The 23,297-nt window shown below is 68.5% G+C and carries 23 protein-coding genes; 8 read left to right on the forward strand and 15 right to left on the reverse strand.

Annotation, left to right across the window (positions count from 1 at the left end):
- Positions 1–77 precede the first annotated feature (77 nt).
- Positions 78–1,382 carry a DUF5933 domain-containing protein gene (locus ACIA8C_RS29855; protein WP_397140848.1) on the forward strand — a complete coding sequence of 435 codons (1,305 nt, stop codon included), beginning with the start codon at positions 78–80 and terminating at the stop codon, positions 1,380–1,382.
- A gap of 4 nt (positions 1,383–1,386) precedes the next feature.
- On the opposite strand, the gene ACIA8C_RS29860 is transcribed toward ACIA8C_RS29855, so the two are convergent.
- From ACIA8C_RS29860 to ACIA8C_RS29925, 14 genes are all read right to left on the reverse strand, one after another.
- Positions 1,387–1,662, reverse strand: coding sequence for a type II toxin-antitoxin system Phd/YefM family antitoxin (locus tag ACIA8C_RS29860; protein WP_397140429.1), 276 nt, complete (start codon positions 1,660–1,662; stop codon positions 1,387–1,389).
- A gap of 102 nt (positions 1,663–1,764) precedes the next feature.
- Entirely contained in the window at positions 1,765–2,097 is a 333-nt protein-coding gene (gene mnhG, locus ACIA8C_RS29865; RefSeq protein ID WP_397140431.1) for a monovalent cation/H(+) antiporter subunit G, read from the reverse strand.
- Positions 2,098–2,143: 46 nt separating this feature from the next.
- Positions 2,144–2,404: a monovalent cation/H+ antiporter complex subunit F gene (locus ACIA8C_RS29870; protein ID WP_379284312.1), complete on the reverse strand. Its 261-nt coding sequence runs from the start codon at positions 2,402–2,404 to the stop codon at positions 2,144–2,146.
- A complete protein-coding gene (locus ACIA8C_RS29875; protein ID WP_397140850.1) occupies positions 2,401–2,946 on the reverse strand; it encodes a Na+/H+ antiporter subunit E in 546 nt (181 codons plus the stop codon). Before ACIA8C_RS29875 ends, ACIA8C_RS29870 begins: the two co-directional genes overlap by 4 nt.
- Positions 2,947–3,019: 73 nt before the next feature.
- Positions 3,020–4,600, reverse strand: coding sequence for a Na+/H+ antiporter subunit D (locus tag ACIA8C_RS29880; protein WP_397140852.1), 1,581 nt, complete (start codon positions 4,598–4,600; stop codon positions 3,020–3,022).
- A 29-nt stretch (positions 4,601–4,629) separates the two neighbouring features.
- Positions 4,630–5,013 carry a Na(+)/H(+) antiporter subunit C gene (locus ACIA8C_RS29885; protein ID WP_397140433.1) on the reverse strand — a complete coding sequence of 128 codons (384 nt, stop codon included), beginning with the start codon at positions 5,011–5,013 and terminating at the stop codon, positions 4,630–4,632.
- Positions 5,010–7,940 (reverse strand): Na+/H+ antiporter subunit A, encoded by a 2,931-nt coding sequence (locus tag ACIA8C_RS29890; RefSeq protein WP_397140435.1) that lies wholly within the window; start codon positions 7,938–7,940, stop codon positions 5,010–5,012. Before ACIA8C_RS29890 ends, ACIA8C_RS29885 begins: the two co-directional genes overlap by 4 nt.
- A gap of 112 nt (positions 7,941–8,052) precedes the next feature.
- Entirely contained in the window at positions 8,053–9,339 is a 1,287-nt protein-coding gene (locus tag ACIA8C_RS29895; protein WP_397140437.1) for a hypothetical protein, read from the reverse strand.
- Between the two features lie 135 nt (positions 9,340–9,474).
- Positions 9,475–11,775 (reverse strand): AAA family ATPase, encoded by a 2,301-nt coding sequence (locus ACIA8C_RS29900; RefSeq protein WP_397140439.1) that lies wholly within the window; start codon positions 11,773–11,775, stop codon positions 9,475–9,477.
- Positions 11,776–11,813: 38 nt separating this feature from the next.
- Positions 11,814–12,254 carry a hypothetical protein gene (locus ACIA8C_RS29905; RefSeq protein WP_397140441.1) on the reverse strand — a complete coding sequence of 147 codons (441 nt, stop codon included), beginning with the start codon at positions 12,252–12,254 and terminating at the stop codon, positions 11,814–11,816.
- Between the two features lie 86 nt (positions 12,255–12,340).
- The gene (locus ACIA8C_RS29910; RefSeq protein ID WP_397140443.1) at positions 12,341–12,694 is read right to left on the reverse strand and encodes a UBP-type zinc finger domain-containing protein; all 354 of its coding nucleotides are present in this window, start codon (positions 12,692–12,694) and stop codon (positions 12,341–12,343) included.
- The gene (locus ACIA8C_RS29915) at positions 12,691–14,202 is read right to left on the reverse strand and encodes an ATP-binding protein (protein ID WP_397140445.1); all 1,512 of its coding nucleotides are present in this window, start codon (positions 14,200–14,202) and stop codon (positions 12,691–12,693) included. Before ACIA8C_RS29915 ends, ACIA8C_RS29910 begins: the two co-directional genes overlap by 4 nt.
- A 16-nt stretch (positions 14,203–14,218) precedes the next feature.
- Positions 14,219–15,886 carry an FAD-dependent oxidoreductase gene (locus ACIA8C_RS29920; protein ID WP_397140447.1) on the reverse strand — a complete coding sequence of 556 codons (1,668 nt, stop codon included), beginning with the start codon at positions 15,884–15,886 and terminating at the stop codon, positions 14,219–14,221.
- 67 nt (positions 15,887–15,953) lie between these two features.
- Positions 15,954–16,118, reverse strand: a complete 165-nt coding sequence (locus tag ACIA8C_RS29925; RefSeq protein ID WP_397140449.1) for a hypothetical protein — start codon at positions 16,116–16,118, stop codon at positions 15,954–15,956.
- A gap of 207 nt (positions 16,119–16,325) precedes the next feature.
- Here ACIA8C_RS29925 and ACIA8C_RS29930 point away from each other — a divergent pair, with 207 nt between their 5' ends.
- Together ACIA8C_RS29930 and ACIA8C_RS29935 are read left to right on the forward strand one after the other, a co-directional pair.
- Positions 16,326–16,781 (forward strand): SRPBCC family protein, encoded by a 456-nt coding sequence (locus ACIA8C_RS29930; protein ID WP_397140451.1) that lies wholly within the window; start codon positions 16,326–16,328, stop codon positions 16,779–16,781.
- A gap of 58 nt (positions 16,782–16,839) precedes the next feature.
- Positions 16,840–17,544, forward strand: a complete 705-nt coding sequence (locus ACIA8C_RS29935) for an SIMPL domain-containing protein (protein ID WP_397140854.1) — start codon at positions 16,840–16,842, stop codon at positions 17,542–17,544.
- 71 nt (positions 17,545–17,615) lie between these two features.
- On the opposite strand, the gene ACIA8C_RS29940 is transcribed toward ACIA8C_RS29935, so the two are convergent.
- Positions 17,616–18,653 (reverse strand): beta-ketoacyl-ACP synthase III, encoded by a 1,038-nt coding sequence (locus ACIA8C_RS29940; RefSeq protein ID WP_397140453.1) that lies wholly within the window; start codon positions 18,651–18,653, stop codon positions 17,616–17,618.
- Positions 18,654–18,915: 262 nt separating this feature from the next.
- Here ACIA8C_RS29940 and ACIA8C_RS29945 point away from each other — a divergent pair, with 262 nt between their 5' ends.
- The 5 genes from ACIA8C_RS29945 (at position 18,916) to ACIA8C_RS29965 (ending at position 23,231) form a co-directional block, all read left to right on the forward strand.
- Positions 18,916–19,188 (forward strand): GlsB/YeaQ/YmgE family stress response membrane protein, encoded by a 273-nt coding sequence (locus ACIA8C_RS29945; protein ID WP_396995370.1) that lies wholly within the window; start codon positions 18,916–18,918, stop codon positions 19,186–19,188.
- 102 nt (positions 19,189–19,290) lie between these two features.
- Complete coding sequence (locus tag ACIA8C_RS29950; protein ID WP_397140455.1) at positions 19,291–20,025, forward strand: phosphatidylserine decarboxylase; 735 nt, start codon at positions 19,291–19,293, stop codon at positions 20,023–20,025.
- On the forward strand, positions 20,025–20,924 hold the full coding sequence (locus ACIA8C_RS29955; RefSeq protein WP_397140856.1) for a CDP-alcohol phosphatidyltransferase family protein: 900 nt from the start codon (positions 20,025–20,027) through the stop codon (positions 20,922–20,924). Before ACIA8C_RS29950 ends, ACIA8C_RS29955 begins: the two co-directional genes overlap by 1 nt.
- 62 nt (positions 20,925–20,986) lie before the next feature.
- Positions 20,987–22,057: an RNA polymerase sigma-70 factor gene (locus ACIA8C_RS29960; RefSeq protein WP_397140457.1), complete on the forward strand. Its 1,071-nt coding sequence runs from the start codon at positions 20,987–20,989 to the stop codon at positions 22,055–22,057.
- 85 nt (positions 22,058–22,142) lie between these two features.
- Complete coding sequence (locus ACIA8C_RS29965) at positions 22,143–23,231, forward strand: NAD(P)/FAD-dependent oxidoreductase (RefSeq protein WP_397140459.1); 1,089 nt, start codon at positions 22,143–22,145, stop codon at positions 23,229–23,231.
- Positions 23,232–23,297 lie beyond the last annotated feature (66 nt).

The following is a 23,297-nucleotide window of genomic DNA, read 5'->3' on the forward strand; positions in this document are numbered from 1 at the left end:
CACCCCCCGTTTACTATGGTCGAGTGCTTGTCGAAGACCCGGGACCCAGAGTAGGAAGTGCCGCTCCTCGGTTGCGTGTGCCGCCGACCCGGGTGTGGGTCGCTGCGGGCGTCGCCGCGGTGCCGGTACTGCTGATCGCGCTGCAAATCGTGGCGATGCGCGAAGGGTTCCAGGGCCCGCTCGGCAGCCTGTGGCAGGACTACGTCGGCACCCCCAAGTCGATGTCGGTGCCGTGGGCGGGTTTGGTCCTTGCGCTGGTTGGTATTTCGACCCGGCGCCGGATCGTCGCGCTGGGCGCGGCCGTTGCCATCGACGTCGTGTGGCTTGGCGTTCGGCTGCTGGCCGGTGAGTCGTTCGCGATCGGGAACGGTCCGGTGATCGTGCTCACCGGGCTCGCGGTGTTCGCCTGGCTGCGCTGGGACGGAATCGAACGGCGCAACGCGCTGCATGCCGCCGCGCTCGGTGCGTTGCTCATCCTCGCCACCAAGGTCGGCGACGTGTGGTTGCACGTCACGGTGCTGAGCAGGCCGACGGTGCTCGACGAATACGTGCTGCTCGCCGATCACGCGCTCGGCGATCCGTCCTGGGTGATGGGCCGGGTGCTCGACGTGCTCGGCCCGGTCGTCTACGGGGTGCTGCACTGGGTCTACATCGAGTTGCCGGTCGCGGCGATCGTGGTGGCGGTGTGGCAGCTGCGCCGGGTGGTGTCGAGTGGGCGTTGGCCGACCCACTATCTGGTGCGCACGTTTCTGGTACTCGGGCTGGTCGGTCCGATCGTCTATGTGATCTTCCCGGTGGTCGGGCCGATGTTCGCGTTCGGAGCCGACGGGCACGGCCTGCAGCTCGGCAACTATTGGCCGAGCGTGGTGCCGCCGCTGGACCGCAATCCGATGCCGATGGCATTCGACTCGGCGACCCCGCGCAACTGCATGCCGTCCATGCACACCGCCTGGGCGCTGTCGGTCTTCCTGCACACCCGCCGCGACACCGACGGCGGCCCCGCGCCGAGCCTGGTGCGCTGGGGCGGCGCGTTCTGGCTGCTCGCGACGGTGACCGCGACCCTCGGCTTCGGCTACCACTACGGCGTCGACCTCGTCGCGGGCGCGGTGCTGTGCCTGACCGTCGAGTCGGCACTGCGCGATCCCGAACGCGGCTGGGGCTGGTTCCGCATCCGCCTCGTCGCGGGCGGCACGGCGGTGCTGGCAACCCTGCTGCTGTCCTACCGCTACCTGTCGGTCCCGATGGCCGAATACCCAGTCCTCGCAGGCACCGTCATACTCGCCCTACTCGCGGCCCTGGCCGCAGCCTTCCACGCCACCTGGTTCGCCGGCCAGCGCCAAACAGTGGCATCCCAGCGCGAGGTCGAGACCGCCGCGCGCTGAACGATCACCATGATCTGGAGTTTTTCGTCCGGACCGGTGAGGTTACAGACGCCTTATTGCCCCTTCTAAGGGACGCGATGGATCGCGCCAGGTGTTGCGCATTGGCCGGATTGCCGAGTAGGTAAAGCGTTTCCTTCAAGGACTCATATTCACGAAGTGAGATCACGACGGCTGGCTCGTGTCCTATCCGTGTGATGACCACTTCTTCGAGATCTTCGATCGCCGAGTCGAGGACCGCGACGAGGTCGGCGCAGGCATCAGCTATAGATATGAATCGCACGGCTGGTTCCCCATTCGCACTCGTTGAGTATCGGACTCCCAGTGCATGATCCGTTACGACAGAGCTCGAACTTGGTGTTTCGGCAGAATCGGTTGAGCCACGCTAGTCGATGGTGTCGCCGAGTTCGTTGACGGTGAGTAGGCCGTCGCGGTGGCTTTGTTCGCGGTAGGCGGTGCGGCTGATCAGGTGGGCCACTACCGGGGCGGTGAGCAGGGTGAAGAGGCCGACCAGGACGAGGGCCCAGACGTTGCCGTGGCCGAGTAGTTCGATGCCGGCGCCGGCCAGGACCAGGATCAGGCCGATCACTTGGGGTTTGGTGGCGGCGTGCATGCGGGTGAGGGTGTCGGGGAAGCGCACGATCGCGATGGACGCGGTCAGCGCCAGGGTCGCGCCGAACAGGATGAGGGCGCCGGAGATCCACTGCCACCCGGTCATCGGGCGCCTCCGCGCTGGAATGCCGGTCGTGCCTGCAACATTGGGTTCACTGTTCGTCCTTCACGCGGAAGCGGGTGACGGCGGCCGAGCCGAGAAAGCCGACCAAGGCCAGCGCGATGATCGCCGGAATGATCGTGGTGTCCTCGCTGTAGGCCGCCCAGACGGCCAACCCGGACGCGGCGATCGCCATCAGCGAGTCGATGCCGACGATCCGGTCCAGGGTGCTCGGCCCGGCCAGAATGCGATAGCTGGTGATCACGGCGGCGGCCGTCAGCAGCACGCCCGCGATAATGGCGACAACAGTCATGGGGTCACCTCCGGGGGTCTGGCCGGGGTGGACCGCCATTCGGAGTGGCGCTCGAACGACGAGATGAGCAGCTTCTCCAGGCGCCGGGTGGTCCGGTAGAACTTGTCCACCGCCGCGTCGCTGCTCACATCGAGCACGTGCACGTAGACGACGCAGCGCCGCCGATCGATCTCCAGCACCATGGTGCCCGGGATCAGATTCAGCAGGTCGGTGCACAGCACAAGCACCAGATCGGACTTGGTGCTCAAATAGACGCGCAGCACCCCGGAGACCGGCGGCGGCGCGGGCCGGATCGCGAACCAGGCCACCTGCAGGCTGGATTCGATCGCGTAATACGAGGCCACCACGATCAATTCGACCATCGACAGCGGATGCAGCCGCCCGTTCACCGGCACCCTCGGCAACGGCAGCGCGACCATGATCAGCGCACCGACCGCGAGCCCGGCCAGCAGATTGGCGATGCTGAGGTCGCCCCACAGCGCAATCCAGACAACGGTGAGCCAGCTCAGCACGCCGACCCGCACCACGGTCTCCCGACTCACCCCGCTCATCCTCGCACCTCGCTGGCGCTCGGCTCCGGCCTGCGCGATGCGCGTGGGCACATGATTCGCGCGCTCATCGACCGGCTCCCGGCGCAGGGGGCGAATCACCAAGTACCGCAGTGATATACACGCCAGGATCACGCAGATCCGCGGCCGCCCGATCGGCGATGCGCAGGATCGGGCCCGCGAGCACCGTCAGGCTCAGTCCGACCGCGACCAACGCCGCCGTCGAGCCGACCATCAACAGCGGCATCCGGCCGGGATGGGTGCGCTCGTCGTAGAGCACGTCCGTCGAATCCTCGATCAGCGACGGCGTTTTCGCGGCGGTGAGGTGCCCCTCGGGTGCCTCTACTCGAGGACGCCAGAAGGCCTTGCTCCATACCCGCGCGATGGCATACAGCGTGAGCAGGCTGGTGAGCACCGAGCCTGTCACCAGCGTCCAGGCCAGCACGCTGCCGTCCTCGGCGCCCGCCTGCAGCAGCGCGACCTTGCCGATGAACCCCGAGAATGGCGGAATACCACCGAGATTCAGTGCCGGAATCAAGAACAGCACGGCAAGCAAGGGACTCGCCGTGGCCAGTCCGCCGAGCCTGCGCAGCGAGGTCGAGCCCGCCTGCCGCTCGATCAGCCCGACCACCAGAAACAGCGCGGTCTGCACCAGAATGTGGTGCGCCACATAGAAAACCGCGCCGGACAGCCCGGCCGCACTGGCCAGCCCGACCCCGAAAATCATGTACCCGATGTGGCTGACCAGGGTGAACGACAGTAGTCGCCGGATGTCGCTCTGCGCGATCGCGCCGAAGATGCCGACCAGCATGGTGAGCAACCCGCAGACCAGCAGGATCGAGTCGAACTCACGGCCGGGGAACAGCAGCGAATGCGTCCGGATGATCGCGTACACACCGACTTTGGTGAGCAGCCCGGCGAACACCGCGGTCACCGGCGCGGGCGCGGTGGGGTAGGAGTCGGGTAGCCAGTTCGACAGCGGGAACACCGCCGCCTTGATGCCGAACGCCACCAGCAGCACCGCGTAGATGGCCGTGCGGGTGCCCTCCGGCACCGCACCGATCCGCTCGGCCAGCTGCGCCAGGTTCAATGTGCCGGTGGCCGCGTAGGTCATGCCGATGCCGGTCAGGAAGATCAGCGACGCCAGCATCGAGACCATCACATACGACACACCCGCGCGGATCCGTTCCTCGGTGCCGCCGACGGTCAACAGCACGAACGACGCGGCGAGCAGGATCTCGAAGCCGACGAACAGGTTGAACAGGTCACCGGCCAGGAACGCGGCCGAAACACCGCCGGTCAGCACCAGATAGGTGGGCCGGTAGATCGAGGTCGGCTGCCGCTCGTCGCCGTCGCGAATGTTCTGTCCCGAACCGTAGATCGCGACGGCGAGCAGCACGATCGACGAGACCAGCAACATCGCCGCGGACAGCCGGTCGACCACCAGCGTGACGCCGATCGGGGTCTCCCAGTTACCGACCTGCAGCGCGGTGGTGCCGTCGCGGTCGGCCAGATACAGCAGCAGTCCGCAGATGACGACCACGCCGGTAAGCGCGCCGAGCATGATGGTGCGCTGGGTCCGCGGCCTGCGCCCGAAGACCAGCGTGCCCGCGGCCGCGAGCAGCGGCACCAGCACAGGCAGCGGCATGAGGATCGGCAGCAGGCCGGGGGAGAGGTTCAATCTTCCGGGTCCTCTCGCTCGCGCCTGCGGGCGACATCGACGTCTGCCTGATCGTTCTCGACATCGTCGGTAGTGGTCATGGTGAAGGAGCGGTAGGCGAGCGCCAGCACGAACGCCGCGAGACCCATGGTGATCACGATCGCGGTGAGCACCATCGCCTGCGCGAGCGGGTCGGCCGTATCCCGGTGCGTGGTGTCGGTCTGGCCCTGGATCGGCGCCCGGCCGTCCGGGCCCGCGAGGGTGATGATCAGCAGGTTGACCGCGTTGCCGAACAGGATCATGCCGAGCAGCATCTTCGACACCGCGCGCTCCAGGATCAGATACACCCCGCAGGCGACCAGCACGCCGATGACGATGAGCAGCGTCAGGTTGGCGGTCATTTGCCGGAACCTACTGTCGCCGAGGTTTTTTCGCTGGCGGCGAGCTCGCTGTCGAGCCGCGCGCCGAGGCTGCGCAACACGTCGAGCACCAGGCCGACGACGATCAGATAGACACCGAGATCGAAGATCAGCGCGGTCACCAGCTTGACGTGCCCGAGCAGCGGCAGCGTCACCTCGAAGATCGCCGAGGACAGCGGGGGCGCGCCGAAAAACAGTGAGCTGACAGCGGTTCCGGCGGCCAGCGTCAGCCCGGCACCAAGTAGATGGCCCGCGTCGACCGGCAACGCCTCGCCGAGTTCGTAGCGGCCACCGGCGAGATAGCGCAGCGTCAAGGCGAGTCCGGCGGTGAGCCCGCCCGCGAAGCCGCCGCCCGGCGCGTTGTGGCCGGAGAAGAAGAAGTATACGGACAGCACCATGATGGTCGGGAACACCAAACGGGTGGTGATCTGCATGACCATCGAGCGGTCCGCGCGATCGACCAGCCTTCCGGCCGGCAGCCAGCTCACCAGATCCGGGTCGTAGTTCGGTGAATCGGCGGCGCGTGGGGCGCTGCCGAAGCGGCGGTGACGGAACACCAGCGAGGCGACGCCGGTCGCGGCGACCACGAGCACCGAGATCTCGCCGAGGGTGTCCCAGGCGCGCACGTCGACCAGAAGCACGTTGACCGCGTTCTTGCCGCCGCCGAATTGGTAAGCGGCGTCGGGGATTCGGTGCCAGATCGGTTCGGCGGTGCGGGCGGCGACGGCGAACGCGCCGAGCACCGTCACGGCCGCGCCGACCAGCGCGGCAAGCACCGCCCTGCGCGCCTTGAACGGGGTGGCCCGGCCCGCCTCGATCTCCGCGGGGAAGGCGCGCAGCACCAGCACGAAAATCACCAGGGTCAGTGTCTCGACCAGGAATTGGGTCAGCGCCAGATCGGGCGCGCCGTGCAGCGCGAAGATCACGCCGCAGCCGTAACCGGTGACCCCGACGACGAGCACGCTGGCCAACCGGTTACGCAATACCGTCGCGCCGAGCGCCATCGCGATCAGGATGCCGCCGATCACCGCCTGCAACGGCGAATCCCACAGGCGCAGTTGGACTCCGGTGCGGGTACCGATGGCGAGCAGCACGGTCGGCAGGATGATCAGCGTGCCGAGGATGGTCGCCTGACTCAGCGGCAGCGACCCGCGCTGCACCGCACCGGTCATCCGCAGCGACAGCTGGTCCATGCCGCGCAGGGCCGCGTCGTAGGCCCGGTCCGCGTTGCCGAGTCGCGGCCGGGCGGGATCCCGGAGGCGATCGCGCAGCTGGAACAGCGCGACGCCGCCCGCGATGATCGCGACCGTCAGCGCCAACGGGACCGTGAAGCCGTGCCATAGCGACAGCGAGGAAAGCAGATCCTCGGAAAACGTTTCCGCGTAAGGGCTCAGGAGACGATCCGTGCCCGGTGCCGCCAGTCCCGCGGCCACGCCGGTCACCGCGAGCACCGCGGGCGCGGCCAGGAACAACGCACTCGGCGGGTGCCAGCCACCATCGTCGAGGCTGTGCAGTACATCGCCGGAATCCGTTGTCGACCCGGTGCTTTCGGTGGCGTAGTCGGAGACTCTGCGTACCCGGTGCGCGCCGTGTGCGGTCGGCCGCGCGACACCATTCTTGTCCGCGAAAGCGCCCCAGACGAAGCGAATGCTGTAGCCGACGGTCAGCATCGACCCGAGCACCACGCCGACCGCGAGCGCCGCCCGCGCGGGCCCGGCGAGGGTATCCGCGTCCAGGATGGCGCCGAGCGCACTCTCCTTGCCGACGAACCCGACCAGCGGCGGAATCCCGGCCATGCTCAACGCGGCGAGTATCGCGATGCCGCACAGCACCGGAGCCCGGCGGCCGAGCCCAGACAGCCGGCGCAGATCGCGGGTGCCCGCCCCGTGATCGATGATCCCGACGACCATGAACAGGCACGCCTTGAACAGCGCGTGCGCCACGATCATCGCCACCCCGGCCAGCGCCGCGTCCGGCGTGCCGATGCCCACCAGCACGATCAGGAAGCCGAGCTGGCTCACCGTGCCGAAGGCGAGCACCAGCTTCAGATCGACTACCTCGAGCGACCGCAACCCGGCCAGCAGCATCGACGCCACCCCGAGGGTGAGCACCAGCGGATGCCAGACCGGGTTCTCCGCGAACACCGGCGCCAGCCGCGCCACCAGATACACGCCGGCCTTCACCATGGCCGCGGCGTGCAGATACGCGCTCACCGGCGTCGGTGCCGCCATCGCGCCGGGCAGCCAGAAGTGCAGCGGCACCACCGCGGACTTGCTGAGCGCGCCGATCAGGATCAACACCACCGCGACATTCACCGCGAGCCCGTGCGGCGGTTGCGCGCGCGCCAGCAGATCGGAGAGCAGGTAGCTGTGGTTGGTCTCGCCGAGGATGATCAGCCCGACCAGCATCGCCAGTCCGCCCGCCGCGGTGACCAGCAGCGCCTGGATGGCCGCGCGCCGACTGTTCGCCTGCTCGGCATTGTGGCCGACGAGCAGGAACGACAGCACCGTCGTCACTTCCCAGAAAACGAAGAGCAACAGCATGTTGTCGCTGGTCACCAGGCCGAACATGGCTCCGGCGAAGCCGACCATCTCGGCCGCGAAGACCCCGAGGCGCGGCTCGTCGTCCTCGAAGTATCTGGCGCAATAGCAGAGGATCAGCGCGCCGATGCCGAGGACAAGTGTCGACATGATCGCGGCGAGCGAGTCGAACCGCAGATCGATGTTCATCTCGATGCTCGGTGCCCACGTGAGCCGAACCCGCTGTGTGCTACCCCAATTCGCGGCGACCCAGACCAGGCCGCCGAGCGGGACCAGGGCAAGCACGTAAAAAGCGTTGCGTCCCAGTGCCCTGACCCACAGCGGTGCGACGAGCGCGGCTGCGGCGAGGGCGAGCAGGATTGCGAGCAAACTGCACTCCGTCGGGTAGGGGCGGCGGGGTGGTGCGGGACAATCCTACGTGGAGCCTGGGGATTTCCGTGTGCTCGCCGGGTATGGCGTCGGGTACATGGCGCCGATGGGGCTATATGTCCGCTAACGCCTCGTCGGCGGCCGGTTGCGCCCGGCCGGCCGGGCGGAAGTGGTGCAGCACCGCGAGGCCGACCGCGCTGCCGAGCACGATCGCGAGTGCGGCCCGGCCCGGCGTCGTGTCGTGCGCCGCGCTGTCGGGCAGATGCCAGCTCTTGTTGTCGTCCGGCAGCACGGAAATGGCCGTCGGCAGGTAGAGGGCGGCGAGCGCGAGCACGCCGCTCGGGGCGAACCGCGGCCGGGCGGTGGCGCAGCAGTAGCCCGCGGTGAGCGCGAGCACCGCGCTACCGGCGGCGAAGAGGATCCAGTTCGCGTCCGAGGGGGTGCGGATCGCGAAGACGGCGATGCAGGCAAGCAGTGCGACGGCCAACGGCACCGAGGGGCGCCGGGCGCCGATGAACAGGCCGACGGCGGTCAGCGCGAGCAATACCCAGACGCTCCAGCCGGGCCGGGTGGCATAGCCGAAGGCATCGGCGGTCGCGGTCAAGCTGACCGCGAGATAGACGCCGTACCCGTCGCGGCCGGGCAGCAGCATGGCCGCCGCGGTCGCGGCGAACACGGTGGCGGCGGCGGTGAGCCCGATATCGACCGCGTGGTCGAGGGCGGGCGCGTTGGTGTACTGCCGTTGCAGCCATTCGGTGACCGCGAGAATCACCAGGGCGAGCACCATGGCCGCGAGGATCGGCGCCACCGGAAGCTCGATGGACAGTCGCGCGGGCTCGGGCTCGCCCGCTTTGGACCGATTTCGCAGGGTGCTCAGGGCGAGCAGCACCATCGCCAGCCCGATCAGCCAGCTCGGCGGCGTCTCCAGCACGTCGAACGGGTCGTCATCGATGTCGAGGAAATCGGCGAGGTCACCGAACACGAAGAAGCCGGCGCAGCCGAGCGCGAAGCCACCGGCGAGCAGCGGCTTGCGCAGCGCGGCGACACCGAGCCCGCCGAGCAGGATCCCGGCGCACACCGCGTCGACGTAGTTCTGCGTGGTGAGCATGTCGGCGGACGAGACATGGCGTCCGGCAACGTGATTGACCAGCTGCGCGACGGTGCCGAGCAGGGCGGCCGCCCATGCCGTTGCCGGGCGGAAGGCGGTGCCGACCAGCACCGCGACCGCGACCGCGACGATCACGCCGATGGCCGCGCCGCGCGGCACGCTGTCCCACAGATTGATGATCTGATACGGAGTGCTTTCCCGGATCGAGGAGAAGGTGACCGGCAGGAACAGCGTCACACCCGCGACCGCGGCGCCGAAGAACGCCGTGACCGCGTCGAACGCATCACCCATCCGCCGCACGTGCCGAACATACCTGCGCGCGAGCGGCGAATCTGTGATTGCCATCACTTAGCGGGCGCATGTCGAAATGGGCGAAATGTCAGAAAGCTGCGGTTTACCGTTAGTTCGCCATCCGGTCGACGGGCGTCAGAGGTACCGGCCCTCGCTGCCGGTCGGCTGGCCCCTCGTCTCCGCGTACCGGCGCAACGACTCGACCTGCAGCGCGTCCAGCGAGGGCCGGACCGTCGCGCGCGCCGCAGCCACGTCGGCCGCGGTGACGTCGGCGGCGTCGAGGTCGCGGCGCATCGCGGTCAGCGCGGCCTCGCGCAGCAGCGCGGCGCAGTCTGCCGCGGAGTAGCCGTCCAGCTTGCGGGCCAGCGCGGCGAGGTCGACGTCGCGGGCCAGCGGCACCGAGCGGCCCGCCGTGCGCAGGATCTCCAGCCGGGCCGCGCCGTCCGGCGGCGGCACGAAGACCAGCCGCTCCAACCGTCCTGGGCGCAGCAGCGCCGGGTCGATCAGCTCCGGCCGGTTGGTCGCGCCGAGCACCACCACGTCGCGCAGCGGTTCCACCCCGTCCAGCTCGGTGAGCAGCGCGGCGACCACCCGGTCGCCGACGCCGGCATCGCCGCTCTGGCCGCGCCGAGGTGCCAGCGCGTCCACCTCGTCGAGGAAGATCAGCGACGGCGCGGAATCGCGTGCGCGCTGGAACAATTCGCGCACCGCGCGTTCGGAGGAGCCGACCCACTTGTCCATCAGCTCGGCGCCCTTGACGGTGTGCACGCTGAGCTGGCCGGTGCTCGCCAGCGCGCGTACCAGGAAGGTCTTGCCGCAGCCGGGCGGGCCGTAGAGCAGCACGCCGCGGGGCGGGTCGATGCCGAGGCGGGCGAACGAATCCGGGTGGCGCAGTGGCCATAACACCGTTTCGGTCAGCGCCTGCTTGGTCTCCACCATGTCGCCGACCTCGTCCAGCGTGAGGCTGCCGATGGCCAGCTCGTCCATGCCCGAACGCGACAGCGGCCGAATCACTTGCAGCGCGCCGAGCAGGTCCGGTTGGGTCAGTTGCGGATCGGTGTGCTCCTTGCTGGCTCGCGACGCGGCCCGCAGCGCGGCTTCGCGGCACAGTGCGGCCAGGTCGGATACCACGAATCCCGGTGTGCGCGAGGCAATATCGTCCAGCTTGAGCTCAGCCGTCGGCACTCGACGCAGCAACTGCTCCAGCAACGACTTGCGCACCGCGGCGGTGGGCAGCGCGAGGGCGAGCTCGCGGTCGCACAGGTCGGGCGCGCGCAGCCGTGGATCGATCCCGGCGGGGTGTGCCGTAGTGGCCAGGAAGGCGACGCACGGCTCGGCGACCGCGGCCCGCAGCTGATCGAGGATGAGCGTGGCGACCGGCTCGGCCTGCGCGGGCAGCAGCGCGTCGATGTCGGTGATCAGCAGGATGCCGCCCTGCCCCGAACAGACGTCGGCCACCGCCTCGGCCACCTCGCGCAGCCGGGTGCCGCCCTCCGCGGCCCCGATCGTCGGGCCGTCCAGCTCGACCATGCGGCGCGGGGCGGTGACCGCGCGGGCCAGGGTGGCCTTGCCGACGCCGGCCGGGCCGGTGATCAGGACGCCGAGACGCGGTGTGGCGCCGAGGGTTTTGAGCAGTTCGGGCTCGTCCAGGGCGAGGCTGAGCCACTCCGCCAGCTTCGTCGCCTGACCGTGCGCCCCCGCCAGATCCTTGACGGTGACCAGCGGATCGGTATTCCGGACGGCCGCGCTCCGGCCGTCCGGCGCGCCACGCGTGGCCGCCGCGCCGTCGAAGGCGGCCGCCTCGGTGGCGCCGTGCGAGGCCTCGCCCTCGGGAATCGGTGCGCCGGCCAGCGCCCGGTCGGCGGCGTCTCGCGCCGCGACCACCCCGGCACCCCAGATGACGGCGGTATTCGGCTGCACGCTGACCGGCCCGCGCAGATCGGTCGCGGTGACGGTGAGCAGCTCGGTGGTCCACGCGATGCCGAAGGTGCGCGAAAGTGCTTGGGAGGCAGCGGCTGAGCTGATATCCGGGCCGAGATCGCGGGGCAGCAGCGAGACCGTGTCGCCGACCGTCACCACCTTGCCGAGCAGCGCCTGGCGCAACGTGGCCGCCGGGATGGTGCGGGTGGCGTGCACCGAGCCGCTCACCGAGATCTGCTTGGCGCCGTACACCGTCACCGGCGCGACGACCACCGTCGCGTCCTCGCGCAGCCCCGCATTGGACAGCGTCACGTCGTCGAGCAGCGCGACCCCGGCCGGGGTGTCCGCCGGAGCCACCCCGACCACCGCCGCGGTGCGGCGCGCACCGACCAGCGCGACGCCGTCCCACTCGCGCAACCCGAGCGCGGTCAGCGCCTCCGGGTGCAGCCGCACCACACCACGGCGGGCGTCGGCAGCGGAGGGATTGAGTCGAGCGGTGAGCGCTAGTTCTGCCACCGTGCCATTCTGCCGCGCCGGCGCGGGGATGGCGGGGGCTAATTGTTCTTAGCGACGATCCCGGCGGCGTGGGCGACCGTGGTATCGGCCATGCTGCCGGACAGGCAGACCAGCTTGGCCGTGCCGAGCGCGACATTCGGGCTGCCCGCGAACTTGCTGTCCGGGTTGGCCGCCAGGATCTGCTCGATCACGGCCTTCTCCGCCTCGGAGTCCAGTTTCTTGAACTCACCGCAGGTGGTCTTCGCCGGATCGGTGGACGCGGGCGTCCCCGGCTGCTCGGCGGTCGGCGGGGCCGGTGTGCCGGGGCTCGACGCCGCGGCCGGGGCCGACGGCTTCGCGGCAGGCGCGACGGCGCTCGTGGTCGAGCCGCCCTTGCGCAGTCCGTTCGCGTCGGCGGCATCGTTCGAGGACTGGCCGCAGCCTGCCAGCAGCAAAGCCACCGTCCCGGTGACCAGGACGATGGCGGAAGTTCGCTTCATACCGTGCTTTCCCCGGTGGATCTGTGTCTGATTGCAGAGCCGGCGCACCCGGCACATCGGGTGCAGCGTACCGGGTGCGCGGGGTTTCAGTGGATGTGTGCCTGCCAGTCCGCGGGCACCCTGTCGCGCGGGCCAGGGGCACCCTGGTCGGCCGGGTGGCTGGTCGGCGGCGCGAGTTCCGGTCCGTCGCCGTACATTTCCTCGGTGGCGAAGTTGTAGTACCAATCCTCGCCCGGCTCGAAGCTCTGAATGAACGGGTGGCCGGTGTCCTTCGCGTGCAGGGTGGCGTGCTGGGCGGGCGAGGTATCGCAACAGCCGATGTGGCCGCACTGCGCGCAGCGGCGCAAATGCACCCACCAGCCTTGGGCGGCATCGCATTCCACACAGCCCGCACCGCTTGGCGGCACCGCGGTATCGATACCCTCGAGCTCCTGCGTCATCGTTGACCTCCTGAGGTGGTTTCCGGTTCGGGCTGATTCTGCTCCGCCGGGTCATCGGGGGTGCGGTTCAATGGCAGCCACACGGTGAATCGGGTGTTGCCAGGCACCGAGTCGACCTGGATGTCGCCGTCGTGCTTGTTCACCACGATCCGGAACGAGATGTCCAGGCCGAGTCCGGTGCCCTCGCCCATCGGCTTGGTGGTGAAGAAGGGCTCGAAGATGCGGCTGCGCACGTCCTCCGGAATGCCGGGACCGGTGTCGCCGATTTCGATGACGGCGCAATCGTTTTCGTGCCTGGTGCGGACGGACAGGGTGCCATGGCCGCCCATCGCGTAGACCGCGTTGTCGATCAAGTTGGTCCACACTTGGTTCAATTCCGCTGCGTAACATGGCACTTGCGGTAGTGAGCGGTCGTACTCCTTGACCACCTCGACCCCGTCGCCGATCTTGCGGCTGAGCATCACCAGCGTGCTGTCCAGCAGATCGTGGATGTCGACCACCTGGAACGGCGCCCGGTCCATCTGCGAATACTGTTTGGCCGCATTGACAAGCGACGAGATGCGCGTGGTCGAATCGGCGATCTCGTTCATCATCAGCTCGGTCTCGATGGTGTAGTTCAACCAGCGGATCGCGCCCTGGAACACCTGATCCGTGCAGCCTTCGAGGGTGGCGGACACCCGCTCCAGCCAGTCGACGTCGAACCCGGCCTGGACGAAGTTCGGCGCGAGGTTCCAGCCGTCGATCATGCCGTGTTCCTCCAGCCAATCGCCGAGCACGTCCTCGCGATCGGCGGCCTCCATCGGCGTCAGCTCCGGTGCCTTCGCCACCTGAGCGGCGGCTTCCTCCTGCAGCCGCACCAGCGCGCCGAGAGAGGCGGTGTCGAACTTGCCGTCCGCCATCATCGCCAGCTTGTGCCGCATGCCCGCGACCCGTTCGCGCAGGCCGGAGGTGGCTCGCACCGCGGCGGCCGCCGGGTTGTTCAGCTCATGGGTAAGGCCCGCCGAGAGGGAGCCGAGGGCGAGCAGTCGCTCGCGCTGGCCGACCCGCGCGTTGGCGTTGCGGTTGCCGAAGAACACCCCCTCGAGCAGGTGCACCGCCATCGGGAACCATTCCTGCACCATCTGGGCGAAGATCGCGGCGTCGAGCACGAAGAACCGCGACGGCACGGTCACCTTCAGCGATCCGTTGTAGGTCTGGTCGACCTTGTCACCGATGTAGGCCATCCAGGCGCCGGAGTAGGCGCCGTGATGCTGGGTGCGGACCAGCTCGATCTCGGTGCCGCCGGACAGCTTGGTCAGCACGACCTCGCCCTCCATCAGCACGTAGAAGCAGGTGGCAGGCTCGCCCTCGCGGAAGACCAACTCCGGCTCGATGGTCTCGATCCGCCCGTCCCGGCACAGCCAGTCCAGCTGTTCGTCGTTGAGCTTCTCGAACAGGAACAGGGTGCGCAATTCCGCTGGGTCACAGACCATTCGGCTGCTGCGGTCCGCGTTTTCCGTTGAATTCATTTGCCAGCCTTCCTATTCAGGCTAGGTACCGGTGCACGAGCATGACCGCCATCGCACCCTCACCGACCGCCGACGCGACGCGCTTTGCCGAATCGGCGTGCACGTCGCCTGCCACGAAAACGCCGGGCACGTTTGTTTCCAAATGATGGGGCGGCCTGGGCAATTCCCAGCCCGCCGGTCGTGCGCCGTCGACCATCAGATCCGGCCCGGCCAGCACATAACCGGCCTCATCGCGCTTGACCATGCCGTCGAGCCAGTCGGTTTGCGGTGCGGCGCCGATGAACAGGAACAGACGCTCGGCCTCTGCCTTTTCTTCGGTACCCGACTCGTTGTCGCGCAACACGATCTGCTGCAGGTGATCGTCGCCGTCGGCGGCGATCACCTCGGTATTGGTGTGCACCTTGATATTCGGCAGCTGCGCGATCTGCTGGACCAGGTAGTGCGACATCGAGTTGTCCAGCGAGCCGGACCGCACCACAAGATGCACCGTCTTCGCGTTGCGGGACAAGAACACCGCCGCCTGGCCCGCGGAATTCGCGCCGCCGACGATATAGACGTCGCGGTCAGCGCATTCGGCGGCTTCCGTCATCGCCGAGCCGTAATACACACCGCGCCCGGTGAAGTCGTCGACGCCGCGGGCGGGATGCCTGCGATAGTCGACGCCGGTCGCGATGATCACCGTGTGCGCGCAGAGCTTGCCGCCGTCGGCGAAGCGCACCGTGCGCGCGGAGCCGTTCACCTCCAGCGCGGTCACCTCGCGGGTGGTGATCACCTCGGCGCCGAACTTCGCGGCCTGTCGCCGTGCCCGGTCGGCCAGCTGGCCGCCGGACACCCCGTCCGGGAAGCCGAGGTAGTTCTCGATGCGCGAGCTCTGCCCGGCCTGTCCGCCGGTCGCGGTGCGCTCGACCAGCACCGTGCGCAGGCCCTCGGAGGCGCCGTACACCGCAGCGCCGAGGCCAGCCGGTCCACCGCCGACCACGATCAGGTCGTAGAAGTCGCCGGTCGCGTTGACGGTGAGCCCGACGTTCTGGGCGAGTTCGTTGTCCGACGGCTGCACCAGGGTGTCGCCCGCCGCGGTGATCACCACCGGGCAGCGCTCGGGATCGGCGCCCGCGGCCTCCAGCAGCCGCGCGCCCTCCGGCTCGTCGGCCAGGTACCAGCGGTAGGGCAGTTGATTGCGGGCCAGGAACTCGCGCACCTCCGAGGAGCGCGGTGACCAGCGGTTGCCGACCACCTTGGTCTCGGTGACCGGCCGGTGCTCACTGCTGCGCCAGGCGTCGAGCAGGCCGTCCAGCACCGGGTACAGCTTCTCCTCCGGCGGGTCCCACGGCTTGAGCAGGTAGTGGTCCAGGTCGACCACGTTGATCGCGTTGATCGCGGCGCTGGTGTCTGCGTAGGCGGTCAGCAGCACGCGGCGGGCGAACGGGTGCAGGTCCATTGCCTGCTCGAGGAATTCGATGCCGTCCATGCCAGGCATCCGGTAGTCGGCGATCAAGACGGCGACCGGCTGGCCGCGCAATTTCATCTCGCGCAGCGCGTCGAGTGCCTGGGCGCCCGATTCCGCGCGCAGAATCCGGTATTCGGCGCCATAGCGGCGCCGCAGGTCGCGCACGACGGCTCGGGAAACCCCGGGATCGTCGTCGACGCTCAGGATGGCCGGTTTCGTGGCAGCGGGTGAAGTCACCTCACGAGTATGAATCGTCGGTGCAAACCGTGTCGTCGGTGTTTCACTCGTGGCGGACAGGACCGCGTCACAGCTTGTGGTGCCGGATCAGGTCGAGCTCGTTGGGGGTGAGCAGCCGCTCGAGCTTCTCGGGGGACGGGCCGCGGGCGGGCGGGCCGCCGTCGGACTCGTCGGCGGGCAGTAGCGGCACGTGTTCGGCGTGCCGACGATGTAAGAGGGAGCGCAGGTTCACGGCCGGTCACCTCACGTTTGACGGAAAGATTTCTGGAGGCAGTGTCTTTGCTTCTTCTATCCGGCATTGTGCGCTGGCTATTACGAAGATCGCCGGACAACATGCGGGATGTGACCCAACTGTCTTCCCGATTAAAATGCGCATAACTCATCAAACGCGCTCGGCCGGACACCTCTCGGTTCGTTCGCATGAATCCCGGAGGCAGCGTTGCCGAAGAATCTCGAAGCCACCATTGATATCGCCGCGCCGCCGGACCGAGTGTGGGCGGTGGTCTCGAATCTCAAGCGGATGCCCGAGTTCAGCCCGCAGTGCGTACGGATGCTGCCGCTCGGCAGACCCAAGCCAGGCACCTGGGTGCTCAACCTGAATACCGACGGCAAGAAATACTGGCCGACCACCGCGCGCATCGTGCGATACGAGCCGAACCAGGCGTTCGCCTTCAAGATCAACGAAAACCGGTCGATCTGGAGTTACACCTTGGAGCCGACCGAGACCGGCACCCGGCTGATCGAGCGCCGCGACGTCCCCAACGGCACAAGCTGGTTTTCCCGCAAGTCGATCGACGCCGCACTCGGTGGTGAGGTGCCATTCGAGGAGGCGCTGGTTCGCGGCATGAACGAAACACTCGACAAGATCAAGGCCGTGGTCGAGACGCACAACTAGTTCGGCGTGTTCACGTTCGGCGGGCCGGGGTCCGGTGCGTAAGTTGCCGAGTATGCGAATGACGCGCTGGTCCGCGGCAATTGCCGCACTCACGGTGACCGCCGCTCTGGTGGCGGGTTGTGGCTCCGCCGATTCGGGACCCGAGCGTGAGGTCACCGTGGTCGGCAGCGGTCAGGTGCGCGGCGCTCCGGACATCCTGAATGCCGATATCGGCGTCGAAGTGACCGCAGACAATGTCTCGGCCGCCATCGCCCGCGCCAATGACCGGGCCAGGGCGATGACCGACGCGATCGTCACCGCGGGTGCCACCAAGGAGGACGTGCGCACCACCGACGTCTCGATCCAGCCGCAATACGCGGGCGGCACCGAGGGTGGCAACACGGTCGTCGGTTACCGCGCGAGCAACTCGGTTCGCGTCGTCGTGCGCGATCTGAGCAAGGCGTCCGGCGTGCTGGACAGCGCGATCAAGGCGGGCGGCAACGAAACCCGGCTGCGCTCGGTGTCTTTCGCGATCGACGACAATTCGCAGCTGCTCGCCGACGCGCGGGCACGCGCGTTCGCCGACGCCAAGGCTCGGGCCGAGCAGTACGCGGTGCTCGCGGGCGTGCAGCTGACGAAGGTCATCACCATCTCCGAGGCGAACAGCCGCGACGACAACAGTGCGAAGATGTCCGCCCGGGACGCGGCACCGCAGTCGGTGCCGCTGGAACCGGGCACCCAAACGGTGACCTTCACCGTGAAGGTCACCTGGGGGCTAGGTTGATTTCGCGCGGACGCGGGTCGCTGATTTCGCGCGGACGCGGGTAGCTGATTTCGCGCGGGCGCGAAGACTGATTACCCCGTGATCGCGAACTTGGGCAACGTAACCACCTGCGCCGCATACGAAAGCCCCGCGCCGAACGCGATGAGCAGCGCGGTGTCACCCGGCTTGGACTGGCCCTTGCGCAGCATCGCCTCCATGGCCAGCGGGATCGACGCGGCCGACGTATTGCCGGTCTCTTCGATGTCGTTGGCCAGCGCGCAGTTCTCCGGCAGCTTCAGCACCCGCGCCATGATCTCGATGATCCGGCCGTTGGCCTGGTGCGGAATCATCGCGTTCAGGTCGTCGGTGGACAGGCCCGCTCGGTCGATGGCGTCGCGGCATACCTTCTCCAGCGAGTGCGCGGCCCAACGGAATACCGCCGTGCCCTCCATCGCCAGGTAGGGGCGCACCGCGTCGGTGCCCTTCTCCTCGATCTCGCGGAAGAATTCGACCCAGTCCTTGTCCTGCCGGATCGCGTGATGCTGGGTGCCGTCCGAGCCCCACACCGTCGGCCCGATGCCCGGCTCGGCGGCCGGGCCGACGATCACCGCGCCCGCGCCGTCGGCGAACAGGAAGGCGGTCGAACGGTCCTTCGGATTAACGGTGTCGGTGAGCTTCTCCACGCCGATCACCAGCACGTGCCCGGCGGTTCCGCCGCGGACCAGGTCCGATGCCAGCGCGAGCGCGTGGCAGAAGCCCGCGCAGCCTGCGGAGACATCGAAGGCGGCCGAGCCGTTCATGCCGAGTTCGGTCGCGATCCGCGGTGCGGCGGCGGGGGTGAGCAGCAGGTGGGTCGATGTCGCGACGATCACGCAATCGACCTGGTCGACCGCGATGCCCGATGATTCCAGCGCGCCCTGTGCGGCGGCGACGCTCATGCTCTGGACGGTCTCCGACGCACCGGCGAAGCGCCGGGACTTGATGCCGGACCTGGTCTGGATCCACTCGTCGCTCGAGTTGATCGGACCCGCCACCTCGTCGTTGGTGACGACTCGAACCGGGCGATATACGCCGAGCCCGAGGATCGCCGTGTGCTCTGCCCCGGTGGTCTGGGCGATTCGAGCAGCCATGTGCGTCTCCTATGTACCTGCGGCACCGCCGCCGGGTTGTCCCCGAAGCCTCGAAAATGGATCCCTCATCAGCCGCCACCTACGGAGCCGTAGACATGAGGCCCCCTCATATTAGCCCGAGGATCGGCGTTTCGCCGTGCGTATTCTCACAAACCCCGGGTATACGCCGGTTAGCATGCTGAAAGCTCAGTCCAGCGTGCCCCAACTATGTGTCTGCCGTCTTTCCGCTTGACGGACGGTAGGTGCGGATTGCGAGGACACCATGCTCGGTCTCGGGATTATCGGGTGGATCATCATCGGCGGTCTTGCCGGGTGGATTGCCAGCAAGATCATGAAGACGGACGCTCAGCAGGGCATTCTGCTGAACATCGTCGTCGGCATCGTCGGCGGCCTGCTCGGCGGTTTCCTGCTGAAGCTGCTCGGCGTCGACGTCGAGGGCGGCGGCCTGTGGTTCAGCTTCTTCACCTGCATCGCCGGTGCGGTGATCCTGCTGTTCCTGGTCGGTCTGGTTACGGGTCGTCGAGTCCGAAGCTGACGACTCCGTGCCACAGGCTCCTTTCCCGTAAGGTGTGAACGCTTGCGCCGGTCCTTTGGTTGACGGCGCGATCCGACTGCATCTAGCACGAAAGAGGAGCCTGTGGCCCGCCGTCCCACGCCGCCCGGCACGCCTGACCGCACCGGAGTCGGCCACGTCGCCGATCTGGTTCGCAACGCGATTCCCCCGCTGCATCCCGCCGGGCTTCCGTTCGTCGCCGCCCCGCTCGCGGTCGCTGTCCTCGGCGGCAAGCGCAAGTGGGTGCGCCGGACGGGCCTGCTGGCCGCCGCCGCGTGCGCGACGTTCTTCCGTCACCCGAACCGGGTGGCGCCGAACCGCCACGGCGCCGTTGTCGCGCCTGCCGATGGTGAGATCGCCCTCGTCGACACCGCCGCGCCGCCCGCGGAATTGGGCCTCGGCGACCAGCCGGTGCCCCGGGTGAGCATCTTCCTTTCCGTGCTCGACGTGCACGTACAGCGCACGCCGGTATCCGGCGTCGTGCGCACGGTGCTGCATCAGCCCGGCCAGTTCCGTTCGGCTGATCTGCCCGAGGCCAGCTCGGTGAACGAGCGCAACACCATGGTGCTGGACACCCCGGCCGGGCAGCAGGTGATCGTGGTGCAGATCGCGGGCCTGCTCGCCCGCCGCATCGTCTGCGACGCCAAGGTCGGCGACGTGCTGACGATCGGTGATACCTACGGGCTGATCCGCTTCGGCTCCCGGGTGGACACCTACTTCCCGGCGGGCACCGAGCTGCTCGTCGAGCCGGGGCAGCGCACCATCGGCGGCGAAACCGTCCTGGCGTTGCTCGGGTCGGCCTCAGCCACCGCTTCATGATGGAGGCGGCTGCTCCGGCCAAGCAACGGCGCCGCCCGATCCGGCTGCTGCCGAGCGTGGTGACCATCCTGGCGCTGTGCTCCGGACTGTCCGCGGTGAAGTTCGGTCTGGACAACCGCCTAGACCTCGCGCTCGCGATGGTCGGCGCCGCGGCCGTGCTCGACACCCTCGACGGCCGGCTGGCCCGAATGCTGGACGCCACCTCCAAGATCGGCGCGGAGCTGGACTCGCTCTCCGACGCCATCTCCTTCGGCGTCGCGCCCGCGCTCGTGCTCTACGTGACGTTGCTGCACTCCGAGACCGCGGGCTGGATCATCGCCCTGCTGTTCGCGGTGAGCATCGTGCTGCGGCTGGCCAGGTTCAACACCCTGCTCGACGATGACACCCGGCCGGAATGGTCGCGCGAGTACTTCGTCGGGGTGCCCGCTCCGGCCGCGGCGCTCATCGCGATGGTGCCCGTCGCGCTGTCCGTGCTGTTCGGTGACGGCTGGTGGGTCGGCTTCTACGCGGTGGCGGCGTGGACCGTGCTCGCGGCGGCACTGGCCGTCAGCACGGTCCCGACGCTGGCCATGAAGTCGGTGTCGGTGGCACCGCAGGCGGCCGCGGGGTTGCTCGTGCTCGTCGCGCTGGCCGCGGCGCTGCTGGTCACCTATCCGACCGTGCTGCTGCTGATCCTGGTCGCGCTGTACCTGGTGCACATCCCGTTCGCCTGGCACTCGCAGCGCTGGGTCGCCGCCCGCCCGGAAACCTGGACGCACAAGCCCGCCGAGCGTCGCGCCCAGCGGCGCGCGCAGCGGCGCCCGGTGATCCGGCGTCCCGCCATCCGCGGCTCCACCGCCCGGTTGCGTTTGCGCAGGCCAGGCGGCAGGCAGCGGGACACCAACGACCTGTCCCGCTGAAGCTGTTTCCTACTGGGATTTCTTAAGGTCTTGAAAAGCCAGGGCGAGAATGCTCTTGCAGCATGGGCACTCTGGCGGCAGTGGGTGGCTTCGGCTTCAGCGGGTGGGGTATCGGCGGCTTCGGTGCCGCGAGATTCGGCCTGAAGCGGTTGCGGGATATCGCGGATTCGGTGAAGGCCGAACATCTGCGGTTGCCCGCGCGGGCGAGCGGTACGGTCATATCCGGCGGGCGGGATCGGAAGAAGGTAGCGGTGGAGCCGGACGGGTTGGGCGTATTCGTGGCGCATCGTCCAAGGCTGTTCGCGCTCGCCTACCGGATGCTCGGCTCGGCCGGTGAGGCCGAGGACGCCGTGCAGGAGACCTATCTGCGCTGGGATGCCGCCGACCGCAGCAGGATCCGGTCCGCCGAGGCCTGGTTGACCACCGTGCTGGTGAATCTGTGCCGCACCTGGCTGGTGTCGGCGCGGGCGCGCCGGGAGACCTACGTCGGGCCGTGGCTGCCCGAGCCGGTGTCCACCGAACGCGGTGAGCTCGGCCCGCTGGAGACCGTGGAAGAGCGCGAACTGGTGTCGTTCGCGCTGCTGTCGGCGCTGGAACGGCTGTCGCCGGTCGAGCGGGCGGTGTTCGTGCTGCGCGAGGCGTTCGGTTACGCCCACCGTGAGATCGCCGACATGCTCACCATCAGCGAGGCCAACTCGCAGCAGGTCTATCGGCGGGCGGGGGTGCGGGTGCGAGAAGGCCGGGCGCGCTTCGACATTCCGAACGAATACGCGGGCGAGCTCATCAAGCGCTTCCTGAAGGCGGCGCGCACCGGGGACATCGAGTCGCTGGAGCAGATGCTGACCGCCGATGTCGTCTCGATCGCGGACGGCGGCGGTCAGGTCAACGCGGCCCGCCGCCCGGTGGTCGGTGCGGCGAAGGTCGCGCGGTACCTGTCCGGCCTGTTCCGGTGGGAGGTCCCCGGCATGGAGATCCTCATCGAGGAGGTCAACGGCGCGCCCGCCGCGGTGGCCCGGTCGAACGATGTGCCCGTCGCCGTGGTCGCGGTGGAGTTGGTCGATGGCGCGATCGCCACGCTGCGGCTGGTCGTCAGTCCGGAGAAGCTGGCCTTTTTCGCCAGTTCGGCGGGATAGTGATGTGCTTCACGGCGCGTAGTTGTCATGGACGGTGGCGCTATTCGGTCTGAAGGGTGTCGGCCGATCGAAAAGGAGCCACATAATGACCGGACAGCATCGGATAGTTGTACTCGGCGCCGGATACGCGGGTCTGGCGGCAGCGGGCCGCCTCGCCAGCAAGGCACGCGGGGCTGAGGTCACCGTGGTGGACGCGCGCGTCCGCTTCGTCGAACGGGTTCGGCTGCACCAACAGGCGGCCGGGCAACGGATTTCGGCATGGGATCTGCGGGAACCGCTGGAAAGCAAAAAGATCCACTTCGTGCGGGCCCGTGCGACGGATATCGACACCGAGGGCAAGCGGATATTGCTGGACACCGCAACGGCGCTCGATTACGACACCCTCGTGTACGCACTGGGCAGCATCGGCGACTCGAACGGCGTCCCCGGGGTGGCGGAGCATGCCTACTCGGTGTCGACGCCCGAGGACGCGGACCGCTTCGAGGCTGTTCAAGGGCCCGTCGTCGTGGTCGGCGCCGGGGCCACCGGCATCGAGCTCGCCGCGGAACTGGCTGAATCGCAACCTGATTCGCGCGTGCTGCTACTCAGTCCCGACGAGCCGGGTGCGTGGCTGTCGCCGCGGGCACAGGCACACATTCGCCACGCGCTCGAGCGGCTCGGTGTCGAGATCCGTTCGGATACCAAGGTGATCGAGGTGACCGAGGACGGCGTGCGGCTGGCCGACGGCACGCTGATCGAGTCGGCGGCGACCGTGTGGACCGCTGGCTTCGCGGTGCCGGATCTGGCTGCGCGAGCGGGCCTTTCGGTCGACAGTGCGGGTCGCGTACGGACCGATGACTCGCTGCGGTCCATCTCGCACCCGGACGTTTACGCGGCGGGCGACAGCGCGGTGGTCGCCGGTCCCGGCGGCCGCGAACTGCGGATGGCCTGCGCGACCGCGCTGCCCACCGGCAAGTACGCGGCCGATGCCGTCGCCGCCAGGTTGCGCGGTGCAGAGCCGGGGCGGTTGCGGTTCCGGTACGCGCTGCAGTGCCTGAGCCTCGGCCGTCGGGACGGCCTCATTCAATTCCTGCACGCCGATGATTCGCCGGGGCGAGCCGTGCTGACCGGCCGAACGGCGGCGTGGGTGAAGGAGCTGATCGTGCGCGGCGCGGGGTGGGCCGCTCGCCCCTGAATTCCGCTGTCGCCGAGGTGCTTTCCGGTGCCGATGCGCTGATCCCGCATCGGCGTCCGGTACTGG

It is taken from the genome of Nocardia sp. NPDC051321 (assembly GCF_044455225.1).
In the GTDB taxonomy this organism is placed as follows: Bacteria; Actinomycetota; Actinomycetes; order Mycobacteriales; family Mycobacteriaceae; genus Nocardia.